General features: G+C 69.6%; 25 protein-coding genes. 10 read left to right on the top strand and 15 right to left on the bottom strand.

Annotated elements, in window-relative coordinates; translation table 11 throughout:
- The 3 genes from N4G63_RS11775 (at window position 1) to N4G63_RS11785 (ending at window position 2,901) form a co-directional block, all read left to right on the top strand.
- Window positions 1-2,121 carry a polysaccharide lyase family 8 super-sandwich domain-containing protein gene (locus N4G63_RS11775; RefSeq protein ID WP_314599705.1) on the top strand — a complete coding sequence of 707 codons (2,121 nt, stop codon included), beginning with the start codon at window positions 1-3 and terminating at the stop codon, window positions 2,119-2,121.
- 121 nt (window positions 2,122-2,242) lie between these two features.
- On the top strand, window positions 2,243-2,488 hold the full coding sequence (locus N4G63_RS11780) for an AbrB/MazE/SpoVT family DNA-binding domain-containing protein (protein ID WP_260788600.1): 246 nt from the start codon (window positions 2,243-2,245) through the stop codon (window positions 2,486-2,488).
- Window positions 2,485-2,901 carry a type II toxin-antitoxin system VapC family toxin gene (locus N4G63_RS11785; protein ID WP_260788601.1) on the top strand — a complete coding sequence of 139 codons (417 nt, stop codon included), beginning with the start codon at window positions 2,485-2,487 and terminating at the stop codon, window positions 2,899-2,901. Before N4G63_RS11780 ends, N4G63_RS11785 begins: the two co-directional genes overlap by 4 nt.
- A 25-nt stretch (window positions 2,902-2,926) precedes the next feature.
- Here N4G63_RS11785 and N4G63_RS11790 read toward each other — a convergent pair whose 3' ends face one another.
- The 14 genes from N4G63_RS11790 to N4G63_RS11855 all read right to left on the bottom strand — a co-directional run bounded on the left by N4G63_RS11790 (window position 2,927) and on the right by N4G63_RS11855 (window position 17,511).
- Window positions 2,927-3,808: an SGNH hydrolase domain-containing protein gene (locus tag N4G63_RS11790; protein WP_260788721.1), complete on the bottom strand. Its 882-nt coding sequence runs from the start codon at window positions 3,806-3,808 to the stop codon at window positions 2,927-2,929.
- Window positions 3,693-4,937, bottom strand: coding sequence for an acyltransferase family protein (locus tag N4G63_RS11795; protein WP_314599706.1), 1,245 nt, complete (start codon window positions 4,935-4,937; stop codon window positions 3,693-3,695). Before N4G63_RS11795 ends, N4G63_RS11790 begins: the two co-directional genes overlap by 116 nt.
- An 81-nt stretch (window positions 4,938-5,018) precedes the next feature.
- Window positions 5,019-5,399, bottom strand: a complete 381-nt coding sequence (locus tag N4G63_RS11800; protein WP_260788603.1) for an EamA family transporter — start codon at window positions 5,397-5,399, stop codon at window positions 5,019-5,021.
- Window positions 5,396-6,856, bottom strand: coding sequence for a UbiA family prenyltransferase (locus N4G63_RS11805; protein ID WP_260788604.1), 1,461 nt, complete (start codon window positions 6,854-6,856; stop codon window positions 5,396-5,398). The genes N4G63_RS11800 and N4G63_RS11805 overlap by 4 nt, the downstream gene beginning before the upstream one ends.
- Window positions 6,853-8,451: a hypothetical protein gene (locus tag N4G63_RS11810; RefSeq protein ID WP_260788605.1), complete on the bottom strand. Its 1,599-nt coding sequence runs from the start codon at window positions 8,449-8,451 to the stop codon at window positions 6,853-6,855. The genes N4G63_RS11805 and N4G63_RS11810 overlap by 4 nt, the downstream gene beginning before the upstream one ends.
- Before the next feature lie 40 nt (window positions 8,452-8,491).
- Window positions 8,492-9,976: a flippase gene (locus N4G63_RS11815; RefSeq protein WP_314599707.1), complete on the bottom strand. Its 1,485-nt coding sequence runs from the start codon at window positions 9,974-9,976 to the stop codon at window positions 8,492-8,494.
- 63 nt (window positions 9,977-10,039) lie between these two features.
- Window positions 10,040-10,726 (bottom strand): exosortase-associated protein EpsI, B-type, encoded by a 687-nt coding sequence (gene epsI / locus N4G63_RS11820; protein ID WP_260788607.1) that lies wholly within the window; start codon window positions 10,724-10,726, stop codon window positions 10,040-10,042.
- The gene (xrtB, locus tag N4G63_RS11825) at window positions 10,723-11,634 is read right to left on the bottom strand and encodes an exosortase B (protein ID WP_260788608.1); all 912 of its coding nucleotides are present in this window, start codon (window positions 11,632-11,634) and stop codon (window positions 10,723-10,725) included. Before xrtB ends, epsI begins: the two co-directional genes overlap by 4 nt.
- A 158-nt stretch (window positions 11,635-11,792) precedes the next feature.
- A complete protein-coding gene (locus tag N4G63_RS11830) occupies window positions 11,793-12,656 on the bottom strand; it encodes a polysaccharide biosynthesis tyrosine autokinase (protein WP_314599708.1) in 864 nt (287 codons plus the stop codon).
- Between the two features lies 1 nt (window position 12,657).
- On the bottom strand, window positions 12,658-14,088 hold the full coding sequence (gene epsF / locus N4G63_RS11835) for a chain length determinant protein EpsF (protein WP_260788610.1): 1,431 nt from the start codon (window positions 14,086-14,088) through the stop codon (window positions 12,658-12,660).
- Between the two features lie 17 nt (window positions 14,089-14,105).
- Window positions 14,106-14,957 carry a polysaccharide export protein EpsE gene (gene epsE, locus N4G63_RS11840; RefSeq protein ID WP_260788611.1) on the bottom strand — a complete coding sequence of 284 codons (852 nt, stop codon included), beginning with the start codon at window positions 14,955-14,957 and terminating at the stop codon, window positions 14,106-14,108.
- A gap of 8 nt (window positions 14,958-14,965) precedes the next feature.
- A complete protein-coding gene (locus N4G63_RS11845; protein ID WP_260788612.1) occupies window positions 14,966-16,009 on the bottom strand; it encodes an EpsD family peptidyl-prolyl cis-trans isomerase in 1,044 nt (347 codons plus the stop codon).
- Between the two features lie 306 nt (window positions 16,010-16,315).
- Window positions 16,316-17,047 carry a bifunctional demethylmenaquinone methyltransferase/2-methoxy-6-polyprenyl-1,4-benzoquinol methylase UbiE gene (gene ubiE / locus N4G63_RS11850; protein WP_260788613.1) on the bottom strand — a complete coding sequence of 244 codons (732 nt, stop codon included), beginning with the start codon at window positions 17,045-17,047 and terminating at the stop codon, window positions 16,316-16,318.
- A 53-nt stretch (window positions 17,048-17,100) separates the two neighbouring features.
- A complete protein-coding gene (locus N4G63_RS11855; protein ID WP_260788614.1) occupies window positions 17,101-17,511 on the bottom strand; it encodes a gamma-butyrobetaine hydroxylase family protein in 411 nt (136 codons plus the stop codon).
- Between the two features lie 226 nt (window positions 17,512-17,737).
- On the opposite strand from N4G63_RS11855, the gene N4G63_RS11860 reads away from it, so the two are divergent.
- The 6 genes from N4G63_RS11860 to soxA are packed head-to-tail and all read left to right on the top strand — an operon-like array spanning window position 17,738 to window position 22,593.
- Complete coding sequence (locus N4G63_RS11860) at window positions 17,738-18,250, top strand: (2Fe-2S)-binding protein (protein ID WP_260788615.1); 513 nt, start codon at window positions 17,738-17,740, stop codon at window positions 18,248-18,250.
- Window positions 18,247-20,469: a xanthine dehydrogenase family protein molybdopterin-binding subunit gene (locus N4G63_RS11865; protein ID WP_260788616.1), complete on the top strand. Its 2,223-nt coding sequence runs from the start codon at window positions 18,247-18,249 to the stop codon at window positions 20,467-20,469. Before N4G63_RS11860 ends, N4G63_RS11865 begins: the two co-directional genes overlap by 4 nt.
- Window positions 20,470-20,472: 3 nt before the next feature.
- Window positions 20,473-20,892: a sulfur oxidation c-type cytochrome SoxX gene (gene soxX, locus N4G63_RS11870; protein ID WP_260788617.1), complete on the top strand. Its 420-nt coding sequence runs from the start codon at window positions 20,473-20,475 to the stop codon at window positions 20,890-20,892.
- Window positions 20,889-21,392 (top strand): SoxY-related AACIE arm protein, encoded by a 504-nt coding sequence (locus tag N4G63_RS11875; RefSeq protein WP_260788618.1) that lies wholly within the window; start codon window positions 20,889-20,891, stop codon window positions 21,390-21,392. The genes soxX and N4G63_RS11875 overlap by 4 nt, the downstream gene beginning before the upstream one ends.
- On the top strand, window positions 21,389-21,712 hold the full coding sequence (locus N4G63_RS11880; protein WP_260788619.1) for a thiosulfate oxidation carrier complex protein SoxZ: 324 nt from the start codon (window positions 21,389-21,391) through the stop codon (window positions 21,710-21,712). Before N4G63_RS11875 ends, N4G63_RS11880 begins: the two co-directional genes overlap by 4 nt.
- On the top strand, window positions 21,709-22,593 hold the full coding sequence (soxA, locus tag N4G63_RS11885) for a sulfur oxidation c-type cytochrome SoxA (protein ID WP_260788620.1): 885 nt from the start codon (window positions 21,709-21,711) through the stop codon (window positions 22,591-22,593). Before N4G63_RS11880 ends, soxA begins: the two co-directional genes overlap by 4 nt.
- Before the next feature lie 76 nt (window positions 22,594-22,669).
- Here the strand turns inward: soxA and N4G63_RS11890 are convergent, their stop codons facing one another.
- Window positions 22,670-22,966: a hypothetical protein gene (locus N4G63_RS11890; RefSeq protein ID WP_260788621.1), complete on the bottom strand. Its 297-nt coding sequence runs from the start codon at window positions 22,964-22,966 to the stop codon at window positions 22,670-22,672.
- 274 nt (window positions 22,967-23,240) lie between these two features.
- Between N4G63_RS11890 and katG the strand changes: the two genes are divergently transcribed.
- A complete protein-coding gene (gene katG, locus N4G63_RS11895; protein ID WP_260788622.1) occupies window positions 23,241-25,442 on the top strand; it encodes a catalase/peroxidase HPI in 2,202 nt (733 codons plus the stop codon).
- Window positions 25,443-25,469: the final 27 nt, after the last annotated feature.

Here is a 25,469-nt window from a genome sequence, read left to right on the forward strand (position 1 = left end):
GTGGCGCAGCCCCCTCGCCCGAGCACGCCGCGCCGCCACCTGCTGGCTGCGCCGGCGCTGGCGGCCGGCCTGGCCGTGTGGGCCCGGGCAGCAGGCAAAGGCGCGTTGGCCGCAGCGCCCGCTGGCGCCACGGCCGCGCAGTTCAGGCAGTTGCGCGAGCGCATGCGCGCCGATGCGCTGGCTGAAAGCGGCCCGGGTGCCGCCGCCGAGATGCTGGCGCGCCAGGCCGCTGACGGCAGCTGGAAGGACGTGGACTACGCCGACCAGGCCGTGGGTAACTGGCGGCCCATGGCCCACCTCGAGCGGCTGCGGCGCATGGCGCGCGCGCTGGCCGAGCCGGTGCCGCCACAGGGCGAGATGGCCACCGCGCTGGAACGCGGGCTCGACTTCTGGCTGGGCCGCAAGCCGCGTTCAGAGAACTGGTGGCACAACACCATCGGGCAACAGCGCGAGCTGGTGCGCATCCTGCTGCTGAGCCCTGATGCGCTGCCGCCCGCCCTGATGAAGCGGCTGCTGGCTGAACTGGTAGATCCAAGCATGGTGCCGGCCGAGCAGGCCACGGGACAGAACCGCGTGTGGTACGCCAGCCAGCAGATCGTGCGCGGCGCGGTGGCGCAGCAGGCAGACGATGTGGCGGCCGGCAGCCGCGGCGTGGCCTCCACACTGCGCATCACGCTGGACGAGGGCATCCAGCCCGACCACAGCTTTCATCAGCATGGGCCGCAGCTCTACAGCGGCGGCTACGGCCTGGCCCTGCTGGTGGATGTGGTGCAGGTGGCCGCCTGGCTGCATGAGTTGCCCTGGGCACTGCCGACTGACGCGCTGAACGTGCTGAGCGACTACGCACTGCAGGGCATGGCCCCGCTGGCGCGCGGCAACTGGTTTGACTGGAGCGCGCGCGGGCGCGAATTCACGCGGGTGGAGCACCGGCCGCTGCCGGCACAGCTGGCGGCAGCCCTCACCCGGCTGGCACCGCTGGTGCCGCAGCACCGAGCGGCCGTTGACCGCACCGCGCAGGCGCTGCAGCGTGGCGCGCCTGCCGCCACGGGCACCCGAGCCTTCTGGCGATCCGACTTTCTGGTGCACCACACACCACAGGCCTATTTCTCGCTGAAGCTCAGCAGCGCGCGCACCGTGGGCACCGAATCGGGCAATGGCGAGAACCTGCAAGGCTTCTGGCTGCCTTTTGGCGTGACCTATCTGCTCAAGCGCGGTGACGAGTACGACGGCATGCCACCGGTCTGGGACTGGTCGGCCCTGCCCGGCCTGACGGCGCCCGACGTGGTGCCCCAGTTCAAGGGTTATCAGCGCCACGACGCGCGCTTTGTGGGCGTGCTGGCCGTGGGCGATGCGGCCGTGGCGGTGATGGATGTTGACAAGGCCGGGCTGCGCGCCCAACTGGCCTGGTTCTTCATGGGTGACCTGATGGTGGCCATGGGCACCAACATCCGCTGCAACCTGCCGCAGCCGGTGTGGACCACCTTGAACCAGTGCCGGCTGCGCGGCCCGGTGCACACCGATCAGGGCGCCCTGGCCAGCCCGGCAGTGCCGCTGCCCGAGCGCACGCGATGGCTGTGGCATGCCGGGCTGACCTATCTGTTCGACGAGGGCGCCGCGCCGCAACTGGCCAGAACGCAGCGCACGGGCGAACGCAGTGCGATCAACACCATGGCGGTAGCCGGGGTGTCGAGCGCCGAGGTGATGCTGCTGCGGTTGGCACATGGCTCGCGGCCACAGGGCAGCGCCTACAGGTACGGCGTGTGGGCAGGTGCCGACAACCCGGCACAGGCCGCCCGAGCACCCAGAGTCGAGCAGATCAGCGATGACTTGGGCCTGCAGGCGATCCGCGATCCCGGCGGCAACCGCCACATGGCCGTGCTGCGTGGCGCTGGCCGGTTGGACCTGGGGCGTGGTGACTGGCTGGATGTGAGCGGCGCATGCCTGTTGCACTGCCGTGCAGAAGGCCGAAGTCTGGCCGTCACGGTGGCCGATCCGACTCGGTCATCGGCACCGTTGGCGCTGACACTGCGACGCGCAAACGGCAAGACCAGCAGCGCCAGCGCCAATATCGCCAGGGATCCGGCCAAACCCTACAGCGCCACGCTCACGCTGATGGCCTGATGGCCCGGTCGTGACGGCACCGGTGGCTTCGCTTAGTCGGCCCTGTGTGGAGCCGCACATCCGTCGGCTTGTCGGGCCGCTCAACGCTTGCTAGTATTACTGTGTATTACTTGGGGCAGCCATGGACACGACATCGGTCACCAGCAAGGGTCAGGTCACCATTCCGAAGCAGTTGCGACAGCAGCTCGGCATTCGCCAGGGCAGCCGCATCGAGTTCGCGCTGGTCGGCAACCATGTGGAAATGCGCGTTCAAAGCTCGCCTGCGGACGAGCGCGGCACAGGGTTTGGCATGCTCAAGAGCCGGCGCAAGGCGGTGCCTGTTGATCTCGACGTCGCCACGCTGGTCAAGCCTGTGCCCCGGCGATGATCGGGCTGGACACCAACATCCTCGCGCGCTACTACATCGAGGACACGGCAGATCTCGAGGCCCAGCACCAGCGCACCGCGGCCCGCCGGCTCATTGAATCGGGGCAGGCGCTGATGGTGAGCACGTCAGTGGTGCTTGAGCTCGAGTGGGTCATGCGCGGCTACTACGGCTTCGAGCACGCCGAGGTTGCCTCGGTCATTGGGCATCTTCTGGCACAGGCCCACATCACCATTGAAAACCGGCCTGCCGTGGAGCAGGCGCTTGCCAACAGCCTGGCCGGCATCGATTTTGCCGATGCGCTGCACCATGCCAGCTACAGGCACTGCAACAGCGTTGCGAGCTTCGATGATCGAAAGTTTGCGCGACGCGCCAAAAAGCTCGGTCTGGCGCCGCCGGTAACGGTGCTGAAGTAGTGAGTGAAGGCCAGCGCGCAGCGCCTCAATTGCGCAGCGCCGCACTCAGAGAGTCATAGAGCACGGCATTGCCGCGGGCGCTCAGGTGATCGCCATCGAAGAACAGCGGCTGGCCGGCCACAAAGGCGCGGCAGATCTGCTCATCGCACAAATGCGGCAATGGGTCGTAGATGGTGATGGCGGGACCTGTGGCGGCCACACTTCCCAGCGCCGCCATGGCCTCGGCGCGTCGTTGAGCAATCTCGTTACGCGGCACCGAGAAGCCATCAGCGCAGATCGGGTTCGACGCATTGAACCAGTCGGCGCACCTGAAGGGTGGCGCCTTGAACAGTGGTTTCGGCGCCTCCAGAATCACATGCACACCGACATCCGCCAATGAGCCGAGCCGCTGTTGCGCATCGGCAATAGCCGCTGAACGGTCAACGCTGGTCTCGGCCTGTGCGGGATTGCCGTCATCCCAACTGTCGCGATACCGCGTGAGGCGAAGCCCGGGCAGAAAGAAGCGGTCGCCGGCTCTGGCATTGGCCTGGATCTCGGCCAGTACATGGCTGACGAATGCGGCACAGCCCGCTTCTTCATCGGCAATCGGGCGGCGCATGCCGAACACCGGGCAACCCGGCCGGGTGTACAGAACCACCTTCACGGCCTCCTGGCGAACAAGACTCCGCAGCGCGGCCATGTAGGCGCCAGCGTGCGAATCGCCAGCCACAAAAACCGTCTTGCCAAGCGCGGCGCAGCCGACCGGGGACAAGCTGTAGCGAAAGCCTCCGGCAACCGAAGCAACCTGCCGGTCAAGCGAGCAGTGAGGGTGCGTGTCGGGAATGTCGAAGGTGTAGTTCCAGACAGATTGCTGACCGGTCTTGCTGAGCGTGAGTTGTGGTCGGAACCAGGTTGCGAGGCCGATCACAAGCACCATGCAAAAGACGGCCAGGCCGCCCGAAACCAGGGGAAGCACGGCCCCCCCCCCCCCCCCTGCTCGCAGAACGGCCCGCCAAAAGGCCTTTGGCGGGCTGCTCGACCCACACCATCGAAGCCGCCCCGAGCAGCAAGGTTGCAGCAAGGGCACCAAACTGCACCGGTACGGACTCCAGACCCACGGTCCAGCGCAAGAACACGAACACTGGCCAGTGCCAGAGGTAGATGGCGTAGGAGCGCTTGCCAACCCATTGCACGGCACGCAGCGTCAGCACGCGATTGAGCCAGCCATCGGGCCTGGCCACCACGGCCATGATAAGCATCAGGGCGGCGGCCACGGGCAGCGCTGCGCCGGGCCACGGGAACGTGCCCGTACCGGTGACCAGAAACGAGGTTCCGAGCAGCACAACGCCGCACGCGGCCAGCACATCGCCGCGGTAGGACAGCAGCCGCCCGCGCCACCACGGCATGCACATGTACAGCGCCACGCCCGCCGCAAGCTCCCAGAAGCGCGCAGGCAGCAGGTAGAACGATTTGACCGAGGTGCCCCACGCCGCCGCGACGAACACCGAGGCCATTGCCATGGCCGCCAGGACCAGTGCCGCCGATGCCTTGCGCCCGCGATACCAGGCCAGAAAGACAAACGGCGCAAGCAGATAGAACTGCTCTTCCACACCCAGCGACCAGGTATGCGTGAATGGGTTGAACTCACTGCGTGGCGACCAGTAGTCGGCAGCCCCAGCGCTCAGCGCAATATTGGCGCCACCCACCAAGGCGGCCAATGCCGTCAGCGTGTTGCGTTCAGAGAAGCGGCCGTCCGTACCCAAGGGAACGAACAACACCATCAAACCGAACGACACCAGCACACAGACCAGCAGCGCTGGGACGATGCGAATCACGCGGCGTGCGTAGAAGCCGAGCAGAAAGTCGCGCAGCCGTGTGGGATCCAGCGTGCTGCAGGCGCCGAACACGACGAAACCCGAAATGACGAAGAACACGTCGACGCCGACAAAGCCGGCGGGCAGCCATGCATTCAGGTGGAAGGCAACGACCGACAGAACGGCGATGGCGCGAAGGCCATCGACGCCGTCGAAGAACTCGGTCTTTTTCACTGGATGCATGGCAGGCCGGTCAAGGGTGCATAGGACGTACAAACATGGTCTGGAGTCTGCACGGTGGCCGGCCCGCGGCACTGCCGACCGTCATGACCGCGCCACCACCACCACGCCCACCAGGATCAGCCCGATGCCGAACATCTTGGCTGCACCCAGCGGTTCACCCAGCAGGTAGTACGCGGCAATGGCGCCAAACACATAGCCCAGTGACAGCAGCGGATAGGCCACGCTCACCTGCAGTCGTGCCAGCACGCCGATCCAGATGCCGAAGCTGAGCACATAAAAGCTCAGGCCGGCCAGGATGTGCAGGTTCAACACGCCGGCCAGCAAGATCTGGACAGGCCCGTGCCCTTGCGCGGCCAGCGCCGAGAGGTGGCCGGCGCCGGCCTTCAGCAGAAACTGGGCGGCGGTATTGAGCACCACCGCGCCCAGCACCAGGGCCACGGTCACCATGGCGGTGGGGCTCATGCCACCACCCCGCGGCCGGCGGCCAGCACGGCCGCCAGCGCCAGCAGCACCACGATCACCAGGCTCTGCCAGTCCTTGGCGGCAAACACCACGGGGTCGTCGTGCATCTCGCCGCGGTGGGTCTTGAGCCACACGCGGCTGATCCAGTAGGCCATGGCGGGCACCACCAGCCACAGCATGTAGGGCCGGGCGTACATGCGGGCCACGTCGGCGCTGTTCACATACAGGGCCAGCACCAGCACGGCGGTGTAGCCGCTGGCGGCACCCAGGGCCAGCAGCACCACCAGGTCGTCGGTGCTGTAGCCGCGGCCGGCGGCGGTGCGGGCGTTGCGCTTGGCGGTCTTGAGCATCTCGGCGTAGCGCTTCACCAGGGCCAGGCTGAGAAAGATGAACATCGAGAACGCCAGCAGCCAGAACGAGGGCACGATGCCGGTGGCCGCCGCGCCCGCCAGGATGCGCATGGTGTACAGGCCCGACAGCAGCATCACGTCCACCATCACCTGCGCCTTCAGGCGGATCGAGTAGCTGAGCGTGACGGCGTAGTACAGGCCAAGCGCCGCCATGAACATGGGTGGCAGCTGCGTGGCGATGGCAAAGGCCGCGCTCAGCAGCACCAGCTTGAGCGCCACGCCGGTGGGGATGGACAACGAGCCCACCGCAAAGGGCCGCAGGCGCTTGGTGGCGTGGCGGCGGTCGGCCTCGATGTCGAGCAGGTCGTTCAGGATGTAGACGCTGGATGCGCACAGGCCATAGGCCACAAAGGCCATCACGGCCTGCATCAGCAGGCTGCCTTCGGCCACACGGTGCGCGGCCAGCAGCGGCACGAAGACCAGCAGGTTCTTCAACCACTGGTGCAGCCGCAGCGACTTGAAGGCCGGGCGCAGGCCGCTGTAGGGCGTGGCAGCCTCGAACACCGGCTTGGCAATGGCGCGTGCCGCAGCCAGCGTGCCGGCCGAGGCATTGGCCACCGCCACGCTGCCGGCGGCTTGCCACACGGGCAGGTCGTCGCGGCTGTTGCCGATGTACTCGAAGCCGCGGGCGCCATAAGCCTGCTCAAGCGCGGCAGCCTTGCGCTGGCCCGAGAGGTTGGTGGCGGCGTTTTCAGTGGCCAGCACGTCGTCAAACACTTGCAGGTGCTCGGCGATGGCCTGGGCGTAGCGTTGCGCGCTGGCAGTGGCCAGCACGGTGCGGCGGCCCTTGGCGCGCTCGGCGCGCACGTAGTCGAGTACCGGCTCGCTGTAGGGCAGGATGCTGGCGTCGATCTCCACCCGCTCGGCAATGCGCAGCTTGGTGGCGGCCTTGCCGTGCATCAGCAGCCAGAACGGCACGGCCAGCGCCGCCCAGAAGTTTTGCTTGAGCAGCAGCAGGAACGATTCGAACAGCAGATCGGTGTGGATCAGCGTGCCGTCGCAATCCACGCAGAGCACCAGGGGCTGGCGGGTGGTGTTTGAAGTCATGGGGGGCTTCCTGGCGGTGCCGGCACGCGCGCTGGGCTTGCGGGCACCAGGCGGTGCAGTTCAAAGGTGGTGGCGCGGGCGGTGATTTGGTAGCGGCCGCTGTCGAGCAGGCCGCGGGCCTTGCGGTAGGGATCGACCCCTTCGCGGGGCGAGAAGATCACCACCTCGGGCCAGGGTGTGTCGGCCGCGCGGGCGGGATAGCGCGAGAACGGGATCAGCGTGCGCGCGGTGCTGTCGCGGTAGCCGATGCCCGGCACGGCCAGGCCGTAGTAGGCCAGCGCCCGCTCGTCGGCCAGCCACACCACGCTGCGCCCGGCGGCCGTCTCTTGGGCGGCCCATTGGGCGGCCTGGCGGTAGTCGTCCTTGTCATGCCGGGGCAGCCAGCGCACACCCAGCGCCGACGCCAGCATGCCGGCCAGCATCAGCAGGGCCAGCAGGCGCAGCGGCCAGGCGGCGGCGGCATCCAGCGCGCGGCGCAGAAACAGCGCGTGGCCCAGCACGATCAGCGGCAGCACGGCCGACAGGTGGCGGCCCACCACGCGCCAGTGCAGCAGCAGGCCCAGCAGCACCATCACCAGCAGCGGCAGGCCGGCGCCCAGCAGCAGGGCCCAGCGGGCGCGGGCGCCGCGCACCTGCAGCAGGCCCAGCACCACGCCGGCGGCGGTGGCGCAGGCGGCGGCCAGCATCAACACCATCTGCACGGCATCGGCCCGGGCGAGGTGCTGGCGCAGGTCGTTGCGCGAAGGCCCCAGGCCGGCCGCGCCCAGCAGTTCGATGAAGCCGTAGCCCATGCCCGCCAGGGAGAAGCTGGCCCATTGGCTGGCGCGCGCACCCGACAGGTGGCTGTGGATGGCCAGGCCCAGCAGCAGCGCAGCGGCCAGCACCGCCAGCAGCACCCAGTGCCACTGGCGCAGGGCCGATTGCCACATCAGCCAGGCGGCCTGGCGCCTGAACAGCACCAGCGCCAGCGCCGCGCTGGCGATCCAGAAGCTGCCGAGCACGCTGCCGCCCACCAGCACCACCGCGCCCAGCAGGGCCTCGCGCAGTGCGCGGTCGGCCGCCTGGCGCACGCTGCCATCGGCCGCCAGCGCCGGGCCGTGGGGCAGGCGGCCGAGGTTCAGCATGCCGGCCGTGAACCAGCTGGCGCCGGCCAGGTACAGGATGTAGGGGCGCGCGTCGTTCAGGTAGTACCAGATGAAGGCATTGGCGCCCAGCGCAGGCCACAGGCACCCGCGCAGGCGGGGCTCGGCACAAGCGCGCAGCAGGCCGGCCGCGGCCAGGGCCAGCCACGGCAGGTTGGCTGCGCGAAGAACCCATTCAGCCTCACCGAACAGGTGCACCCAGGCCCACATCCAGGCGTGGTACAGCGGGATCTGGCCGTCGCTGTTGTAGTGGCGCAAGAACCCCGTCAACCAGGCCGTGAAGCTGCCAGGCAGCGTGAGCTCCCAGGTGCCGATCTCGTCGGTCCAGAGCGACCGGTTGTCGATGGCCAGCAGGCCCACCAGCGCGGCCAGGCCCAGGGCCTGCAGCCACAGCAGGGTGGCAGGCGCCCGCGCGGCGGCCGCTGTGGGTGGGTGGAGGGGCTGTGTGCTCACGCCGTGTTCGGGTTGGATGAATGGATGGCCGATGGAGGGGTCAGCGCCTGAGCCGCCCCGTCACGCGTGAGGCCAGGCTCAGCAGCAGTTGCCGGTCGGCGGTGCGCAGCACCAGGCCGCAGGCCACCACCGCCGAACCCAGGATGATGCCAAGCGCCATCGGCACTTTCGATGACGCCGGGGCCCAGTGCCCTGCCCCCCAGGCGCCAACCAGCACGGCCAGCATGGCCAGCAAGGTGGGCGCCCCCAGGTGCAGCGAGGCCGGCACCAGCCGGTTCTGCACCCACAGCAGCAGGCCGAAATCGACCGAGGCACGGATGCACCAGGCGGCGGCGGCGCCGTTGACGCCGTAGCGCTGCGTCAACCAGAACAGCAGCACCAGGAAGCAGGGCAACTCGATCAGGTGCAGCTTGGCGGTGACGTCGGCCCGGCCCTGGCTCTGGATCAGCGTGAAGGTGACGCGCGCAATGCAGTTCACCACCACACCCAAGGTGAGCCACTGCCACACGCCAAAGCTCTTGGCGGCAAAGGCTGCATCGATCCACAGCGTGAGCAGCGGCTCGGCCAGGCCGATGAACACGGTGGCAATGGGCAGCATCACGGCCAGCAGCACGCGCACGCTCTGGCCGTAGAGCGCCTCGACGCGTGAGCGGTCGGTGGCCATGGCCGCACCGAGTGCCGGAAACAGCACGCCCAGCAAGGCCTCGGGGATCATGGTGAGGCGGCTGATGGCCTCGTAGGGCGTGGTGTAGTAGGCCACCATGGCGGCGCCCACCACGTAGGCCACGACAAAGCGGTCGAGGTAGCTGAGCAGCGGCGACACCAGGTTCGACACGCTCATCCAGCCGCCCGAGATCAGCAGCGGCCGCAAGGTGTGCGCCGCCAGCCTGAGCGGGCTTTCGGATCGACTGGGCACCACCTGCAGCATGCCCACCAGATGCACGGCCCAGGCCAGCATGCGCGCGCCCACCAGAAACCACACCACGGCCACCAGCCCCGAGGTGAAGTGCAGCACCACCAGCGGACCGAGGTAGGTGACGAAGCCCATGCCCACGCGGATGATGCTGGTGATGTCGAAGCGGTCGAACGACTCGAGCACGCCGCGCATGGCCGCGGTGGTGGTGACAAAGGGCAAGGCCACGGCGATGGCCAGCAAGGCCTGCCGGGCATCGCTGCGCAGCGCCGGTTCGCCCTGGGCGATCACGCCCGACAGCGGCCCGGCCACGCACACCAGCACCACGGCGCCCAGCAGGCCCAGCGCCGCGGTGAGGGCCAGGCCGGTGCCCACCCAGCCGTTGAGGCCTGCCACGTCGTGGCGCGCACGGCGTTCGGCCACGGCCAGCGTGAGCGCGCGCCCGATGCCCAGATCGAAGATGCTGAAGTAGCCCAGCACCACCCACACCAGCGTGAGCAGGCCGAAGGTGGACGCGCCCAGTTGCGCGATCAGCGGCGGGATGCAGAAAACCGCCAGCAGCACCGGCGCAGCCAGGCCGATCAGGTTGAAGACGACGTTGCGAACCAGCATGACTGCCAAGCGCACCCGGGCGGGTTGGCGGCCAACCGGCCACCGCCCCTGGGCGCTAACCGTTCATTGAACAGCTGCGCCGACCACCTGGGCCCGCTGCGCCCCCGGCAGGCGCAATGCCAGCTGCTGCACGAACTCTTGCTGCAGCGCGTAGGCCTGGGGCACGTCGCGGTCGATGCTCGACACCCGCACCAGCATGCCGTCGGGCACCACGCCGCGGGTGCTGTACGACAGCTGGGCCAGCTTCTGCTCGAAGCCGGTGACGGTGATGCGGTCGCCGACGACGATCCAGTAGGTGATGGGCTCGCTGCGTGCGCCCTGCTGCGCATGCAGGCGCCGCACCTTGACCGCCTGGCCGCCGAGGTCGAGCGTGCCGAGGGCCGACGACAGCACCTGGAAGCCCTGTGCCGGGTAGCAGACCTCGGGCCGATGGGCGCGCGTGGCGTCGGACTGGTCGCCGCCGTAGGCCACCGACAACATGATGCGACGGCCCTTGCCATCGACATAGGTGCGGCTGAGGGTCTGGTTGTAGATCTTGCTGAGCAGTGCCTGGGTGTCGGGCGACACCAGTTGCACGGGCAGGTTCTCGTCGGTGCGCCAATCACCGAATTGCTTGGGAAACAGCGTTTCCAGCGCCACCTTGGGCCGCTGGTCGGCCAGCCGGGCGGTGGGCCGCCAGGCCGTGGCACCGGCCACGCTGGCCACCATCAGCGCCGCGACGATCAGGGCCTTGATGCGCAAGGCGTTCATCGGGCACCCCGGTGGGCGGGCAGGAACATGCCCAGCGCCTTGTCGAGCCCCAGCATCAGCACCAGCGCCACCATGAACAGCACCATGCCGGCAAAACTGTGGACGAAGCCTTGACCGGCCTCGTCACCGAAGTGATAGGTCACCAGCACCAGGATCATCACGCGCACGATGTTGGCAACAAATGCGGTGGGCACCAGCAGCAGCGCCAGGGCCACGTTGCGCGTGGGATTGGTGTAGCGCATCAGGTTCATGTAGAGCATGCCCAGGGCTTCGAGCGTGAACATGCTGTTCAGGCCCGCGCAGGCATCGGCCACCAGCAACTGGTAGGGGCCCACCGTCATCACCACGCCGCTGCGCCCCACCGGGTAGCCGATCTGGTACAGCAGCGTACTGGCCACCGCCGACACGGCAGATTTCAAAGGCCCGGTGACGGCAGACACCAGGGCCTCGGGCAGCGGCACCATGAAGATCATGAAGAACAGCGGAAACCAGATCAGCCGCAGGGCCCGCGCACCCTTGAAGATGAGCGCCAACGCCATCAGCACGCCGATCTGCGAGGCCACCGACAACAGCGTGATGTCTTGCGAACGGCCGAAGGTGTAGACCAGCAGCGAGCCCAGCAGCATGGGCCAGCCCAGCCAGGCCATCGGCGCAGCTTGTGCCTCGGCCAAGGCATGGCGTTGCTGATACAGCAGCCAGAAGCTCACCACCAGGATGATCGGGCCATGGCCCTGCTCATCAGTGGCCCACACCGAGTTGGCAAGCTCGTAGTAGGCCGGCAGGTACAGCAGCGCAAAGCCGCCCGCCAGGAACGCGAACACGAGCCAGTCGAAGTTGACGGGCAGCAGGGGCAGCTTGCCGGGCGTGGCAGCCGGAGCTGCGCTGACGCTGTTCACGGCTTTTGTCATGCCAGGGCTTCCAGCGGCGCCGCGTGCGGCCGCACGGCCTGAACGAAGGCGCTGCCGGCAACACGCGCACCTGTGCTGAAGTGACAGCGCACCGCGCTCACGATCTGGTCAGTTTGCTGGGCAGTCAGGCGCATGCGGACACGTGGCAGAAACGGGGGTCAGAACTCGTTGAACACCACGCCCGCCATCCTGGCAGGTGTCTCTGACAGATTGGCGACCAGGTCTTGCAGGGCGTTCACACGCGCCTGGTCCTTGCGGGCCACCACCAGCGCCGCGCCGCAGCGCGCGGCGATCACGGCGCTGTCGCTGCCGTAGCAGGCGGCGGGTGTGTCGACCACCACGTGGTCGAACTTGGCGAGCAGTTCACGCATGAGCAGTCCGAACGCCGGGCGCTCGACAAGTTCCAGCGGGTTCGGGGGGGTGGTGCCCACCGGCAGGATGAACAGGCTGGGCACGCCCTCGGCCTGCTGGATCACCTTGTTCTCGGCGCGGCCGCTCAGGATGCCTGACAGGCCGGCCTTGTTGCTGACGCCAAACACCAGGTGCTGGCGCGGGTGGCGCAGGTCGGCATCCACCAGCAGCGTGCGGCCGCCCAGCTGGGCCAGGGTGACGGCCAGGTTGGCGGCAAAGAAGGTCTTGCCGTCGCCGCTGTCGGGGCTGACCACGGCGATGGCGCGGCGCTCTTGCCCCTCGTTGAACAGCCGCATCATGATCTGGCTGCGGATGGCGCGAAAGCTCTCTGACTGCACGCCGAAGGGCTGGTTGAGCGCCACCAGCTCGGGGTTGGCCTTGCGCTTGTCTTCGGCCGCATACGGGTAGTGAAACTGCTGGGCCAGCGCGAACATCACGTCGTCGTTGCTGGCAAAGCCCAGGGCCACGGCGGCCTCACCAAAGCGCACGCCCTTGTCGCGCTGGTGGTGCACGATCTTTTCCACCTGATCGGCAGACAGGTGGCGCAGGTCGGCCAGGATGGCGCCGATCGAGCGATCGGCCACGGTGGTGTCTTGGCTGATGCTGTTCATGTCACAGGCTCCGGCCGGTATCGGGTGCCGGCAGGGCAAAAGCCTGCGGCGCGCTCAGCGCCGGGCGCGCGGGGTTGTAGCGTTTGGCACCGGGCCTGGGCAGACTGCCCAGCACGGGCAGGCCCAGTGCGGCCACGGCGTCTTCGGGGGCGCGCACGCGGCGATCAGTGAGCTCGAGCAGCAGGGCCACGCCAATGGCCAGCAGCAGGCCCAGAAAGATGGCCAGCGCGGTGTTCAGCAGCAGCTTGGGGCTGGAATGCTCGGCCGGCGGCTGGGCCACGGTGAGCAGGTTGGCAAAGCTCTGGGTGTTTTGCGCCTCCAGGCCGCTCTGGTTCAGGCGCACGGCCAGGTTGTCGTACATGCGCTGGGCCGATTCAAGCTCGCGTTGCAGCACCATGCCTTCGTCGCGCACGGCCTTCATCTGCAGCACCTTGCTGCGCTGGGCTTCGAGCGAGGCACGCACCTGGCCTTCGCGGGCCTTGTTGATGGTGTTGCTGACGCCCACGCCACCGGTCACCTTGCGGGTTTCGGCATCGAGCCGGGCGCGCAGCTCGGCGATGTTGGCCTTGGCCTCCAGCACCTGCGGGTTGGCGTCGCCCAGGCGCTGGGTGAGCTCTTGCAGCTTGGCCTCGTTGCGCGAGAGATCCACCTTGAGGCCGCCGATCACCGGGTTGTTCAGCACCTCTTGCAGGCGGTCGGCCTGGGCCCCCTGGGCCTGCGACTGGCGGCTGCTGCTTTCGGCCGACACGGCCTGCAGTTGGGTGAGCTGGCTGCTCAGTTCGTTGAGGCGCGAGCTTTCCACATCGAGCCGCTCGTCGGTGGCGATGATGCCCTTTTGCTGCTGATAGGCCGACAGCCTGGACTGCGCCTTCTCGAGCATGTCGCGCGCGTCCTTGGTTTGGGTATCAAAGAACTTGCGGAAGTTCTGCGCCGGGTCGGCGCGCAGCTCGAGCGTGGTGGCGATGTAGGCCTGTGCAAAGGCATTGGCCAGGCCGGCGGCAAAGCGCGGATCGGGGCTCTTGTACGAGATGACGATGACGTTGCTCTCGCGGCTGGGCTTTACATCGAGGCCCTTTTGCAGCAGCTCGATCAGGTACTGCTCGAAGGTGCCCTTGCCGTCGGCCTCGGTCTGCCACTGCTCGCGGATGGCGGCGTTTTCAGTGAGCTTCAAGTCCTTGATCACGCGCAGTGCCACGCGGTCACTGGCCATGATGTCGACCTGCGTGGCCATGAAGCTGGGCATGGCCGCGGTGGGGTTCATCATCGCGGTGATCGGGTCGGGCTTGACGTCGATGACCACGCTGCTGGCCGCCTGGTACTGCTTGGGCAGCGCCAGGCTGATCACCACCGTGGTGGCCACCACCAGCGCAAACACCAGCAGCGCCGCCCATTTGCGGGCGCGCAGGATCGACAGGAATTGGGCAAACGTCATCGCGAAGATCCTTCAGCTCAGAAAAGGCTCTCGCGCACGTACACCACGTCGCCGTCCTGCATCTTGTCGTCCATGCCCGGGGTGATCACCTGCACCTTGCCGTCAGCGGCCTTGCGGTGCACGCGGATGCCCTTTTCGGTGCCGCGCTGGGTGAGGCCGCCGCCGGTGGCCAGGGCCTGCATCAGCGTGAAGCCGCGCTCGAGCCGCATCGGGCCGGGGCGCTGCACTTCGCCGTAGATGTAGACGATGGGCTGGCGGTCGACCCACACGGTGTCGCCGTTCTGGATCAGCAGATCCTGGCCCTTGCCGCCCTGGGCGAACACGGTGGGCAGATCGACTTCCAGCCGGTAGGGCTGGTTGTTGCGCGTGCCGGTGACCACCAGCACATCGCTGCCGCCCGCCGCCGTGCCGCCGGCCATGGCCAGCAGATCGGTCAGGCGCATGTCGGCCACCTCGATCGGGTAGCGGCCGGGGCGGTTGACCTGGCCCAGCACGCTGGCCTGGTTGCCGCGCACCTGCATCAACACCAGCGTGACCTGCGGGCTCTTGACGAAGTTGCCGTTGCGCAGGCCGTCGGCAATGAGCTTTTCGGCGGCGGTGACGCTCAGACCGCCCAGGCGCACGCTGCCCAGCAGCGGGTAGCTGACCAGGCCGGTTTCGGTGACCCGGGTTTCCAGCGTGAGGTCGGGATTTTGGTAGACGCTGATGCGCACCACATCGCCCGAGCCAAGGCGGTATTCGGCTGCGGCGTTGGCCGCGGGCACGGCGGTCTGGGCCTGTGCGGCGGACAGGCCGATGCCCGGGCCGGCCAGGCTGGCCAGGGCAAGCAGGGCCGCGGCCAGCGGCGTGCGGGAGAGGTGGCGCGTCATGGTGCGGCTCACTTCAGGCCCATGCCCTTGCTGATGTCGGTGGCGCTGAGGCCAGCGCTGGCGGCCGGCGCGGCCGGTGCCGGTGCCGGCGTGGCAGCAGGCGCCACGGGGGCTGCCGGCGCGACGGCCGGAGCGGCATCGGCACCAGGCGCCGAGCCCGGCAGGGCCGGTGCGCCGGCCGGCGGCATGCCTTCGCCGAACTTGCCCACGTATTCGATCTTGGCCTTCTCGCGCAGGCCCTTCATGTCGCTCTCGAGCAGCTTGCGCTTGCGCTCGTTGAGCAGAAACTGCTCGATCGCCGGCTTGGCCTGCTCCAGCGCCACCGGCTGGCTGCGCGAGCCGGCCAGCACCACCACCTGCACGCCGTTGGGGCCCTGATTCAGCAGCGCCTGGCCGTCCTGCAGCTTGGCCAGCGTATCCAGGCTTTGCAGCGGCAGCTGCTCGGCGGCGCGCACGGCCTGGTTGCCGGAGAACTTGAACTCGTTGGCCTTCAGGTACTCGACGAACTCGTTGATGTTCTTGGCCGCGGTGAGCTTGTCGCGCAGGCCCTGCACCTGCTCGGGCTTGGCCTCGACGGCAATTTCTTGCAGGCTGTAGATGCGGCGTTCCTTGAACAGCGCGGGCTTGTCGTTGTAGTACTTCTCGATCTCGTCGGCGCCGGGCTTGGCCGCGCCCTCGCCCACCTTCTCGAGGTAGGCACGGGCCAGGATTTCGCGCTTGGCGGCTTCGAGCTGCTGCACCACGCGGGGTTCACGGTCGAGCTTGAGCTCGTCGGCCTTTTGCAGGGCCAGCTGCTGGTCGACCAGGCGCTGCAGGATCTGCTTGCTGGCCGCATCGGCCTGCTCGGGCTTGAGGCCGCGCTGCTGCTGCAGCACGAAGTTGATCTGGTGGACAGTGATCTCGTCGCCGTTGACCTTGGCGGCGGTCTGGCTCGCGGCCTTGTCCTTCTTGTCGCCGCAACCGGCGGCCAGCAGGGCCACCGTGGTGGCCAGGGCCAGCGCGCTCAGGCGCATCAGGCCGCGTTGGCTGGCCGGGTGGGTGTTCGTCGTCATGTTTTACGCAACTCCTCGGCCCGGTGCGGGGCCCTACTGCATGCAAAAGCCGTCCCAATGGCGGCTGTAATGCCTGTCACAAGATCGCCGGCAAAGTGTAATGGTGAACCATGACGGCTCCGGGACAGCCGACCTTCAAGCAAGGGGGCGACGCGGCCAGTGCGCGTGAGGTAGTGACGGCGGGGGGTGTGCAGACTGCGCAGGTCGCAGCCCGAGCCAGCGGCGGCCGAGGATCCGGCTCCGCCGGGCCAAGGGCCGCGCCCCCTGGGGAGAGGCGGCCTGGGGCCGCTTCGGGGGGTCAAAGTTTCAGCACTTGATGCCGACATGCAGCGCCACGACACCGCCGGTGAGGTTGTGCACGTCCACATGGCCGAAGCCGGCGCCCTTCATCAGCGCCTTCAGCTCGGCCTGGTCGGGGTGCATGCGGATGGATTCGGCCAGGTACTTGTAGCTGTCGGCATCGCCGGCCACCAGCTTGCCCAGCATCGGCAGCAGGGTGAACGAGTACCAGTCGTAGGGCTTGCGCAGCGGCGCGGCCACCTTGCTGAACTCGAGCACCAGCAGGCGCCCGCCCGGCTTGAGCACGCGGCACATCTCGGCCAGCGCACCGTCCTTGTGCGTCATGTTGCGCAGGCCGAAGGCCACGCTGACCAGATCGAACTGGTTGGCCGGCAGTGGCAGCTTCTCGGCGTCGCACACCAGGGTGGGCAGCACCAGGCCTTCGTCGGTGAGGCGGTCGCGGCCGGTGCGCAGCATGGCCTCGTTGATGTCGGTGTGCAGCACCAGGCCGCTGTCGCCCACCTGGCGCGCAAAGGCGCGGGTCAGGTCGCCGGTGCCGGCGGCGATGTCGAGCACGCGGTCGCCGGCCTTCAGGTTGGCCACCGCCACGGTGTAGGCCTTCCAGGCGCGGTGCATGCCCATCGACATCAGGTCGTTCATCAGGTCGTAGTTCTTCGCGACCGAATCGAACACCCCGCGCACACGCTGGGCCTTGTCGGCCTCGTCGACGGTCTCGTAGCCAAAGTGGGTCTGGGCCATGGCGCCTGCTGATTACTCTCTGCTTGTGCTCTTTGTGTGCGTTGCCAACGCGCTCAGTGGTGGTGCCCGCAGGCGCCGCCGGCCTGGCCCTGCATCGGCGCATCGCGTTCGAGGCCGGCTTCGCTCAGGCGGTCGAGGTACTGCTGCCACAGCGCGGCCTGCTCGGCGCCCAGCTTGTAGAGGTAGTCCCAGGTGAAGATGCCGGTGTCGTGGCCGTCGCTGAAGCTGGGCTGCACGGCGTAGTGGCCCACCTGCTCGATGGCGGTGATGCCGACCTCGCGCTTGCCGGTCTGCAGCACTTCTTGCCCAGGGCCGTGACCCTGCACCTCGGCCGAGGGCGAGTACACGCGCAGCAGCTCGAACGGGATGCGGAAGCGGGCGCCGTCGTCGAAGCCGATTTCCAGCACCCGGGTGGCCTGGTGCACGGTGAGTGCGGTGGGCTGTGGTGTTGCAGTGCGGGCCATGGTGGGTTTCAAGAGGCGTTGAGGAGGCCGCGGCAGTGTAAGCGGGTGCCTGCGGGCCGGGGCGGCCTGCCATGCCGTGGGCGCCGCTGACCCCCGGCGCTGGCCAGTGCCCGATACGCTTGCAGGCAAGAGGGTCGGAGAAACAGGCATTGAAGCGGCGTGCGTGGTCGACGGATCATCCGGCGGTTTTTGTCGCAGCCGTCCAGCCCAACCCGGAGCCCCCTCCATGCCCGAACTCCATGTCAATGGTCAGCCCCGCCAGCACGATGCCGAGCCCGACACGCCGCTGCTGTGGGTGTTGCGCGAGCAGCTGGGCCTCACCGGCACCAAATACGGCTGCGGCGTGGCGCAGTGCGGCGCCTGCACCGTGCACATCGACGGCGTGCCCACGCGCAGCTGCGTGATGCCGGTCTCGGCGGTGGCCGCCACGCAGAAGATCACCACCATCGAGCACCTGTCGCCCGATGGCAGCCACCCGCTGCAGAAGGCCTGGGTGGCGCTCGACGTGCCGCAGTGCGGCTACTGCCAGAGCGGCATGCTGATGGCCGCCGCCGCGCTGCTCAAGAGCACGCCCAAGCCGAGCGACGCCGACATCGAGGGCGCCATCGGCAACCTGTGCCGCTGCGGCACCTACAACCGGGTGCGCAGCGCCATCCGCCAGGCCGCCGGCATGACGGTGGCCAGCGCGCCGCAGGTGATCCACCTGCACCTGGGCAGCCAGAAGGGAGCCACGGCATGAACCCGCAAGCCATCCAGCCACCCGCGGCCGGCGAGCTCAGCCGCCGCGGCTTCATCGGCAGCCTGGCGGCCGCGGCCGGCGCCATGGCCGGCAGCTTCACGCTGGGCTTTGCCACCACCGACGCGCAGGCCCAGGGCGCCGCGGCGCCCGAGATCAATGCCTGGGTGGTGGTGCAGCCCGACGAGCGGGTGATCATCCGCATTGCCCGCAGCGAGATGGGCCAGGGCACGCTGACCGGCCTGGCGCAGCTGGTGGCCGAGGAGCTGGGCTGCGACTGGGCCCGCGTGAGCACCGAATACCCCACGCCGGGCCAGAACCTGGCGCGCAAGCGGGTGTGGGGCAACTTCTCCACCGGCGGCAGCCGCGGCATCCGCGAAAGCCACGATTACGTGCGCAAGGGCGGCGCCGCCGCCCGCATGATGCTGGTGCAGGCGGCCGCCCAGGGCTGGGGCGTGCCGGTGGCCGAGTGCCAGGCCAGCCTGGGCGTGATCACCCACCCCGGCAGCGGCCGGCGCACCACCTATGGCGCCATGGCCGCCACCGCCGCCACCTTGACCCCGCCCGCCGAGGTGCCGCTGAAGGACCCCAAGACCTGGGCCCTGGCCGGCCAGCCGCTGGCCCGGCTGGACACGGTGGACAAGACCACCGGCCGCCAGGTGTATGGCATCGACCTGAAGCTGCCCGGCCTGCTGAACGCCGCCATCCGCGACTGCCCGGTGTTTGGCGGCACGGTGAAGTCCTTCGATGCCAAGGCCATCAGCGGCCGGCGCGGCATCCACCAGGTGCTGAAGGTGGGCGACAGCGCGGTGGCGGTGGTGGCCGATACCTGGTGGCGCGCCAAGAGCGCGCTGGACGCGCTGCCCATCGAGTGGGATCTCGGCCCGCACGCCAAGGTGCAGCAGGCCGACATCGACGCCCTGCTCAAGGCCGGCCTGACGGTGCCGCCCGAGCAGGCGGTGTCGGTGCAGAACAAGGGCGATGTGCGCGCCGCGCTCGGCGGCGCCGCGCGGCGGCTGGAGGCGGTGTACGGCTACCCGTTCCAGAACCACGCCACGATGGAGCCCATGAACGCCACCGCGCGGGTCACGGCCGAGCGCTGCGAGGTCTGGACACCCACGCAGAACGGCGAGGCCGCGCTGGCCGCGGCCTCCGAGGCCAGCGGCCTGCCACCGGCGCAGTGCGAGGTCTACAAGATCCACCTGGGCGGCGGTTTCGGCCGCCGCGGCGCGGTGCACGACTGGGTGCGCCAGGCGGTGCTGATCGCCAAGGCCCTGCCCGGCACGCCGGTCAAGCTGCTGTGGAGCCGCGAGGAGGACATGACCCACGGCCGCTACCACCCGGTCACCCAGTGCCGGCTGCAGGCCGGGCTGGACGCGCAGGGCCAGCTGCAGGCGCTGCACATGCGCATCTCGGGCCAGAGCATCCTGAGCGGGGTGTTTCCGCAGATGGTCAAGGACGGCCGCGACCCGGTGATGTTCCAGGGCCTCAACGACGGTGGCGGCGAGGCCATGTTCGGCTACACCGTGCCCCATCTGCTGATCGACCACGCCATGCGCAACCCGCATGTGCCGCCGGGCTTCTGGCGCGGCGTCAACCTGAACCAGAACACCATCTATGTCGAGTGCTTTCTCGACGAGATCGCCCATGCCACCGGGCAAGACCCGCTGGCGCTGCGCCGCAGCCTGATGAAGAACCACCCCAAGCACCTGGCGGTGCTCGAGGCGGTGGCCAGCCGCAGCGGCTGGGGCCGGCCGGCCCCCGATGTGGGCGGGCAGAAGGTGTTTCGCGGCCTGGCGCAGTGCCACGGCTTCGGCAGCTATGTGGCGGCCTGCGCCGAGGTCTCGGTCAGCGCGGCGGGCGAGCTCACGGTGCACCGCATCGTGGCCGCCACTGATTGCGGCCATGCCGTCAACCCGCAGCAGATCGAGGCCCAGGTCGAGGGCTCGTTTGCCTACGGCCTGAGCGCCGCGCTGTATGGCGCCTGCACGGTCAAGGACGGCCGCATCGCGCAGACCAACTTCGACACCTATCCGCTGCTGGGCCTGGCCAAGATGCCGCGGGTCGAGACCATCGTGATGCCCTCGGGCGGCTTCTGGGGCGGCGTGGGCGAGCCGACCATCGCGGTGGCCGCGCCGGCGGTGCTGAACGCCATCTTCGCGGCCACCGGCATCCGCGTGCGCGACCTGCCGCTCAACCAGCACAGCCTGAAGCGGGCCTGAGCGATGGCGCTGCGGCCATGGCTGCCCGGCGCGCTGGCCACCGCGCTGGGCAGCGCGCTGGCGGCCCTGCCCGGCGCGGCCCAGGCGGCCGGCGGCGACCTGGTGGGTGACCCGGTGCGCGGCGCGGCCATCGTGGCCAGCCGCAGCCAGGGCCTGTGCGTGCTGTGCCATGCCGTGCCGGGCCAGCCCGAGGCGGCGCAGGGCAACCTGGGCCCGCCGCTGCACGGCGTGGGCGCGCGGCTCACGGCCGACCAGCTGCGCCTGCGCCTGGAGCAGCCCGAGCGCTTCAACCCCGACACGGTGATGCCGTCGTACAGCCGCAGCCAGGGCCTGCGCCAGGTGGCCGCCGCGCGTGACGGCCAGCCGCTGTTCAGTGCCCAGCAGCTGGCCGATGTGCTGGCCTACCTGGTGCGCCTGCAATGAGCCGCGCCCTGCCGCGCCGATATCTGCCGGGCCAACATCTGCCGGGCCAAGGTCTGCCGCGCCGCCGGTTGCTGGCCGGCGGCGCGCTGCTGGCACTGACGCTGCGCCCGGCCGGCGCGCAGCCGCTGGCCGAGACGCTGCAGCGCGCGATGGCCGAGTTTGCCGCCGGCGCAGCGGTGCGCGAGGGCCGCGTGCTGCTCGACGTGGCGCCGCTGGTGGACAACGGCAATGCCGTGCCGGTGAGCGTGACCGTGGACGTGCCGCAAACCGCCGCCGCCCACGCCACCGAGCTGGTGCTGTTCAACGAGAAGAACCCGCAGCGCGACGTGATGCGCTGCCGCCTCGGCCCCGCCTGCGGCCGCGCCGCCATGGCCACGCGCATCCGCCTGGCCACCAGCCAGCGCCTGGTGGCGATGGCCCGCCTGAACGACGGCAGCGTGTGGCAGCACACCGTGCAGGTGGTGGTCACCCTGGCCGCCTGCATCGAGGGCGAGTCATGACGGCCCGCACGCTGATCCACCTGCCCAGCCCGGTGCCGCGCGGCGAATTGGTGCAGCTGCGGCTGACCATCGGCCACCCGATGGAGGTGGGCCTGCGCTGGCAGGGCGACGGCAACATGACGCCGCGCAACATCCTCACCCGCTTTGAATGCCGGCTCGACGGCACGCCGGTGTTCACGGCCGATCTGTACCAGGCCGTGGCCGCCAACCCCTACATCGCGTTCTGGCTGCGCGCCGAGCGCAGCGGCCTGCTCGAGTTCACCTGGAGCGGCGACTACGGCTTTCGCCACCAGGAACACCGGCCCTTCGAGGTGCTGTGAACATCGCCGCCGGCTTGCCGCTGCTGGCGCCGTGGCTGCTGCTGGCCCCGTGGCTGCTGCTGGCGGCCGCCAGCGCGCAGCCGCTGCCGGCTTCGGCCCCACCAGCGGCCCCACCCGCGGCCCCACCCGCGGCCCCATTCGCGGGCCGGCCCGCAAGCGCTGCGCGCCTGCCCGGCAGCGCCTACATGAGCCCGGCGCTGCAGGCCCTGCAGCGCGACGACACGCAGAACCCGGCGCAACTGTGGGTGGCCGAGGGCCAGGCGCTGTGGCAGCGCGCGGCCGCCAACGGCCGGCGCTGCGCCGACTGCCATGCCCTCAGCGACGGCCCGGCGCCGCGCCACCTGGCCAGCGCCGCCGCACGCCACCCGGTGTGGGATGCCGCCCGCGGCCGGCCGATCAACCTGCCCGGGCGCATCAACCAGTGCCGCGTGCAGCACCTGCAGTTGCCGGCCCAGGGCCCCGAGGGCGGCGAGGTGCTGGCGCTGGGCGCGCTGCTGGCCCAGCAGTCACGCGGCCAGGTGCTGCGCATGGCCGATGCGCCCGGCACCGCGCCCGGCATGGCCGCCTGGGTGGCGCAGGGCGAGGCGCTGTGGCGCAGCCGCCTGGGCCAGCTCAACCTGGCCTGCATGCACTGCCATGACCAGCGCGCCGGCCAGCGCCTGGGCGGCGCGCCGATTCCGCAGGCCCACCCCACCGGCTACCCGATCTACCGGCTTGAGTGGCAGGCACTGGGCAGCCTGCAGCGCCGCCTGCGTGGCTGCCTGGTGGGCGTGCGCGCCGAGCCCTGGCCGCCCAGCGCCGACGAATGGCTGGCGCTGGAAACCTACCTCGCCAGGCGCGCGGCCGGCCTGCTGCACGAAGGCGTGGGGCTGCGCCCCTGAGATGGCGCCCGGCAGGCTGCGGCGCGGCGGGCATCCGCCCCGCCCGGCCGGGCCGGGCCTGGCGGGCCCATGCCGCTCACGCCCAGGCCATCACCGGCAGCCACACCCACAGCGGCCGCGGTGCCGCGCGCCAGCCCACCAGGCGCCGGCCGTTCAGGTGCCGCGCCAGCGTGCGGGCCAGCGCCGAGTCCGGCGCCAGCTGCACGACCGCGAAGCTCTCGTTGTCGGCCCCTGGAACGGGGTGCAGCCGCACCGCCAGCGTCCGCTCGCGGGCCGCAGCGGCGTGCACCGGGCCGCTGACGTGGTCGAGCAGCTGCCGCACCTCGTCGGTGCTGGCGCCTCGCGGCAGGTTGAAGATCAGCAGACGGGACATGACCAGCACCGGTTGAAAAACGGCCCGGGCCGTGACCACGCGCGGTGGCGGGCCTGCGGTCGGGCAGACAGGCAGACAGGCAGACAGGCAGACAGGCAGACAGGCCGGGCCAGTCTAGGCACGGCGTGTGTCAGATGCAGGTTTCAGACCACGCTGGCGCGCGGCCGGAGCGGCCGCCATGCACGCGGGCAATGCCTGCCATTGCCAATCTCAACTGGATAAGCCGCAGGGCTTGCACGAAGCTATCGACTCCTGACCCCACGAGGAGATAGCCATGAGCAGCAGCGAAGCCAAGTGCCCCTTCCACACCGCCGGTGCGCGCAGCACGCACGGCACCCGATCCAACGCCGACTGGTGGCCCAACCAGCTCAACCTGGCCATCCTGCACCAGCACCAGCCGGTGTCCAGCCCGATGGACGCCGGCTTCAGCTATGCGCAGGCCTTCCAGCAGCTCGACTACCCCGCGCTGAAAGCCGACCTGGCCGCGCTGATGACCGACAGCCAGCCCTGGTGGCCGGCCGACTGGGGCCACTACGGCGGCCTGTTCATCCGCATGGCCTGGCATGCCGCCGGCACCTACCGCACGGCCGATGGCCGCGGTGGCGCCAGCACCGGCAACCAGCGCTTCGCGCCGCTCAACAGCTGGCCCGACAACGGCAACCTCGACAAGGCGCGGCGCCTGCTGTGGCCCGTCAAGCAGAAGCACGGCAACGCCATCTCGTGGGCCGACCTGTTTGTGCTGGCCGGCAACGTGGCCATGGAAACCATGGGCTTCAAGACCTTCGGCTTCGGCGGTGGCCGGGCCGACCTCTGGGCCCCCGAGGAAGACATCTACTGGGGCGCCGAGACCGAGTGGCTGGCCACCAGCGACAAGGCCCACAGCCGCTACCGCGATCCCACGGGCCAGCGCGAGCTCGAGAACCCGCTGGCCGCCGTGCAGATGGGCCTGATCTACGTCAACCCCGAAGGCCCCGATGGCAATCCCGACCCGGTGGCCAGCGGCCGCGATGTGCGCGAAACCTTCGCCCGCATGGCCATGAACGACTACGAGACCGTGGCCCTGGTGGCCGGCGGCCACACCTTCGGCAAGGCGCATGGCGCCGGCGACCCCAAGCTGGTGGGCCCCGAGCCCGAGGCCGCGCCGATGGAGGCCATGGGCTTTGGCTGGATCAACCAGCTCGGCACCGGGCATGGCGCGCACACCACCACCAGCGGCATCGAAGGCGCCTGGAAGCCCAAGCCCACCACCTGGGACATGGGCTACTTCAACACCTTGTTCAAGTACGAGTGGGAGCTGGTCAAGAGCCCCTCGGGCGCCCACCAGTGGCGGGCCAAGGACTGCGCGCCCGAAGACATGATCCCCGACGCGCACGACCCCGCCAGGAAGCACGCGCCGATGATGACCACGGCCGACCTCTCACTGCGCTTCGACCCGGCCTACGAGAAGGTCTCGCGCCACTTCCACGCCCACCCCGACGAGTTTGCCGACGCCTATGCCCGCGCCTGGTTCAAGCTCACCCACCGCGACATGGGCCCCAAGCGCCTGTACCTGGGCCCCGAGGTGCCGGCCGAAGACCTGATCTGGCAAGACCCGCTGCCGGCCGTGGATCACCCGCTGATCGACGCCGCCGACGTGGCCGCGCTGAAGGCCCAGGTGCTGGCCGCAGGCCTGACGGTGGCCGAGCTGGTGGCCACCGCCTGGGCCTCGGCCTCCACCTACCGCGGCAGCGACAGGCGCGGCGGCGCCAACGGCGCCCGCATCCGCCTGGCCCCGCAGAAGGACTGGGCCGTCAACCAGCCCGAGCAGCTGGCCCGCGTGCTGGCGGTGCTGGAAGGCATCCAGCGCGGCTTCAACGCCGCGCAGGGCGGCGGCAAGAAGGTCTCGCTGGCCGACCTGATCGTGCTGGCCGGCAATGCCGCGGTCGAGCTGGCGGCGCAGGCCGGTGGCCAGGCGCTGCAGCTGCCCTTCAGCGCCGGCCGCGTGGACGCCAGCGCCGAGATGACCGACGCCGACTCGTTCAACGCGCTCGAGCCGCAGGCCGATGGATTTCGCAACTGGCGTGCGGCCGCGTTCAGCACCTCGCCCGAGGCCATGCTGATCGACCGCGCCCAGCTGCTGACCCTCAGCGCCCCCGAGATGGCGGTGCTGGTGGCCGGCCTGCGTGTGCTGGGCGCCAATGCCGGCGGCTCGACCCAGGGCGTGCTGACCCAGCGCCCCGGCCAGCTGAGCAACGACTTCTTCGTGCACCTGGTCGACATGGCCACCGCCTGGCAGCCGGTGGGCGACAACGCCTACGAAGGCCGTGACCGCGCCAGCGGCGCGCTGAAGTGGACGGCCTCGCGCGTGGACCTGGCCTTTGGCGCCAACTCGCAGCTGCGGGCCATCTCGGAGGCCTATGCCCAGCGCGACAACGCCGCCAAGTTCGTGCGCGACTTCGGCGCGGCCTGGACCAAGGTGATGAACCTGGGCCGTTGACCTGCCGGGATCAGGCTTGCGCGCGGG

This window comes from Aquabacterium sp. OR-4 (assembly GCF_025290835.2).
Classification (GTDB): domain Bacteria; phylum Pseudomonadota; class Gammaproteobacteria; order Burkholderiales; family Burkholderiaceae_C; genus Pseudaquabacterium.